General features: G+C 65.4%; 3 protein-coding genes. 1 reads left to right on the plus strand and 2 read right to left on the minus strand.

Annotated features, from left to right (window positions below):
- Both EX88_RS0122600 and EX88_RS0122605 read right to left on the minus strand, forming a co-directional pair.
- A partial coding sequence (locus EX88_RS0122600) for an outer membrane beta-barrel protein (RefSeq protein ID WP_031374246.1) occupies positions 1-272 on the minus strand: 272 nt, incomplete at its 3' end.
- 230 nt (positions 273-502) lie between these two features.
- A complete protein-coding gene (locus tag EX88_RS0122605) occupies positions 503-1,960 on the minus strand; it encodes a bifunctional 2-methylcitrate dehydratase/aconitate hydratase (protein WP_031374247.1) in 1,458 nt (485 codons plus the stop codon).
- Between the two features lie 226 nt (positions 1,961-2,186).
- Between EX88_RS0122605 and EX88_RS0122610 the strand changes: the two genes are divergently transcribed.
- The gene (locus EX88_RS0122610) at positions 2,187-2,978 is read left to right on the plus strand and encodes a DODA-type extradiol aromatic ring-opening family dioxygenase (RefSeq protein WP_031374248.1); all 792 of its coding nucleotides are present in this window, start codon (positions 2,187-2,189) and stop codon (positions 2,976-2,978) included.
- The last annotated feature ends 243 nt before the right edge of the window (positions 2,979-3,221 follow it).

A 3,221-nucleotide genomic window follows, 5' to 3' on the forward strand; every position in this document is an offset into this window, starting at 1 on the left:
GAGATGCCGTACTGGCTCCAGTTGGCGTCCTGGTTGGCGTCGAACTTCGGGTTCTGATAGTTCAGCTCGCCGTCGAGCGACCAGTTCTTGTTGAGGAACTTGCCGAGGCCGATCGCACCGAACGGAGCATTGCGGGTACCGCGGTCGTTGTCCTGGATGTTCATGCCGGCAGCGCCGGTCAGGTACCAACGATCGTCGAAGTCCTGCGCGCTGGCGACCTGGGCAAGGCTCAGGCCACCCAGCAGGGCGGCGCAGAGGAGTTTCTTATTCATCTTGTAGCTCCTTGGTTCAAAAATATGGAAACCGCGTCTGCGAGGTTTCTACCGTTCAGGACGGCCGCCTGATGACGCCATCCCGCGCAGAGTAGGTTTGCCAACGTGAAAGCGGTGTTAACAACCGTCTAACATTCGACCAAGTTCCATGAATTATGGAACCTGGTCGCGGTCCATTCAGTTTGGGCGTACCGAATCCAAACGATGGTTGTGCACATCCGGGGTGTTGATTAACGGGCCGGCTGCGCGAACAGGCTCATGAACTCGGTCACCGGCAGCGCTTCCAGCTCGGCCGGGTTGTTGGCCAGGGCCAGCAGGCGGTCGGCCTGGGCGGCCGGCAGCTTGGCGCGCACGGCGGCCTCGAACTTGGCCATCAGCACCGGGATGCCTTCGGCGCGGCGCTTGCGGTGGCCGATCGGGTAGTCGATCGAGACCTTGTCGGTCGAGCTGCCGTCCTTGAAGAACACCTGCACCGAGTTGCCGATGTAGCGCTTGTCGGGGTCGAAGTAGTCCTTGGTGAACTGCTCGTTCTCCTTGACCGTCATCTTGTCGCGCAGGGCGTCGATGCGCGGGTCGGCGGCGATGGCGTCGACATAGTCGTCGGCGGTCAGGCGGCCGAAGATCAGCGGCACGGCGACCATGTACTGCAGGCAGTGGTCGCGGTCGGCGTAGTTCGCCAGCGGGCCGGTCTTGTCGATGATGCGCACGCCGGCTTCCTGGGTCTCCAGCTCGATACGCTCGATCTGGTCCAGCTTGTCCTTGACCTGCTCGTGCAGCTTCATCGCGCACTCGACCGCGGTCTGGGCGTGGAACTCGGCCGGGAAGCTGATCTTGAACAGCACGTTCTCCATCACGTAGCTGCCGAACGGACGCTCGAACTCGAACTGCTTGCCCTTGAAGGCGATGTCGTAGAAGCCCCAGGTCTTGACCGACAGCGCGCTCGGGTAGCCGACCACGCCCTTGACGGCGTTGAGGGCGTGAGTGACGGCGCGGCGGCAGGCGTCGCCGGCGGCCCAGCTCTTGCGCGGGCCGGTGTTCGGGGCGTGGCGGTAGGTCCGCAGCACGCCGTTGTCGATCCACGAATGCGAGACCGCGGTGACGATGGCGTCCTTGTCGCCGCCGAGCATCTGGGTGGTGACGGCGGTCGAAGCCAGGCGGACCAGGATCACGTGGTCGAGGCCGACGCGGTTGAACGAGTTCTTGAGGGCGTAGCCGCCCTGGATCTCGTGGGCCTTGATGGCGTGGCCGAGCACGTCGCGCACGGTCATCGCCTGGCCGCCTTCGGCCTCGGCCTTGCGGCCCAGGTAATCGGCGACGCCGAGGATGGCGCCGAGGTTGTCGGAGGGGTGGCCCCATTCGGCGGCGAGCCAGGTGTCGTTGAAGTCGAGCCAGCGGATCTGCACGCCGATGTTGTAGGCGGCCTGGACCGGGTCGAGCTCGAAGCCGGTGTAGGGGACGCGTGCGCCGCCCTTCATCTCGGCGCCCGGCACCAGCGGGCCGAGGTGCTTCAGGCATTCCTTGTGGTCCATCGCCAGCGCGGCGCAGGCCAGCGAGTCCAGCAGCATGTAGCGGGCGGTGTCGTAAGCCTCTTTCGAATCGATCTTGTAATCGGCGACGTAGTCGGCGATGTCCACCATCGGCTTGTCAGGGTCGGGACGGACGGTCGAACGGATATCGAAGTGGCTCATGTGCAAGGGGCCTGCGGGTGAGTGAGCCCGCTATTTTGCCAGACCCGGACGACGCGGCGGGGTCGGCCGCTCGCCTGTCCCACTTGCGGTTCTGTGGCGGACGTCCTTGCCTCGCCCGAGCGCGCTCAACAATGCAGTCTCATTCCGGGCATTGAGCACAGCCGCAGAACGATCAAGCGCAGTGGCCCAACTTGGAAAACAGCGCAAGCGGGATCACCCTGGGATCATGGACATCCCGACTCGCCTGCCGACGCTGTTCCTTTCCCACGGTTCGCCGATGCTGGCGATCGAGGACACGCCCGCCGGGCGTTTTCTCGACGACCTCGGCCAGCAACTGCCGTGGCCGCGCGCGATCGTGATCGCCTCGGCGCATTTCATGACCGACCGGACTATGGTCGGCGGCCACGTCCGCCCGCACACCGTGCACGACTTCGGCGGCTTCCCCGAGCCGCTGTACCAGATCCACTACCCCGCCGCCGGCTCGCCGGACCTGGCCGAGGAAGTGTTCGATCGCCTGGTCGTGGCCGGCCTGCCGGCCAAACTGCGCGATCACCACGGCCTCGACCATGGCGTGTGGGTGCCGCTGCGGCGTATGTACCCACAGGCCGACATCCCGGTAGTGCCGTTGTCGGTGATGCCGCACGGCACCGCCGCCGAGCACTACGCCGTCGGCCGCGCCTTGTCGCTGTTGCGCGACGAAGGCGTGCTGATGATCGGCTCGGGCGGTTTCGTGCACAACCTGGGCGACCTGGATTGGCGCCACCGCGACGCACCGATGCCGCCGTGGGCGGCCGAGTTCAGCGCCTGGATGCACGACAAACTCGCCACCGGCGACCACGCCGCCCTGCTCGACTGGCAGGAACAGGCCCCGCACGCGCGTCATGCGCATCCGACCGTCGAACACCTGATGCCGCTGTTCGTGGCGATGGGCGCGGCCGGCGACGAACCGAGGGTGCGCACGATCCATCGTTCGCACGAGATGGGGTCGTTGGCGCTGGATGCGTTCGCGTTCGATTGAGGATGGGTTGAAGGTTTAGCAGGGCGCATGCGTTTCGTCGCGCATGCAGTTGCGCGGTCGCGGCTCGCGCCGCTCCTACCCAAGAGCAGCGACGGCCGTTGCCGTTGCCGTTGCCGTTGCCGTTGCCGTTGCCGTGATTTTGATCTGCCGTGGCTCTTGCCGCTTTACCGGTCAACCGTAGACCCGTAGGGCGGCGCACAGGACGTGCGCCGTTTTTCGATAAGACAGGGACGTCTTATCGAA

Origin of the sequence: Lysobacter antibioticus (genome assembly GCF_000731095.1) — a bacterium.
GTDB classification, from domain to species: domain Bacteria; phylum Pseudomonadota; class Gammaproteobacteria; order Xanthomonadales; family Xanthomonadaceae; genus Lysobacter; species Lysobacter antibioticus_B.

Bases quoted from the DNA above. Each gene is read 5' to 3' on its own strand.
- EX88_RS0122610 (WP_031374248.1), top strand. From the start codon at position 2,187: ATGGACATCCCGACTCGCCTGCCGACGCTGTTCCTTTCCCACGGTTCG.
- EX88_RS0122605 (WP_031374247.1), bottom strand. From the start codon at position 1,960: ATGAGCCACTTCGATATCCGTTCGACCGTCCGTCCCGACCCTGACAAG.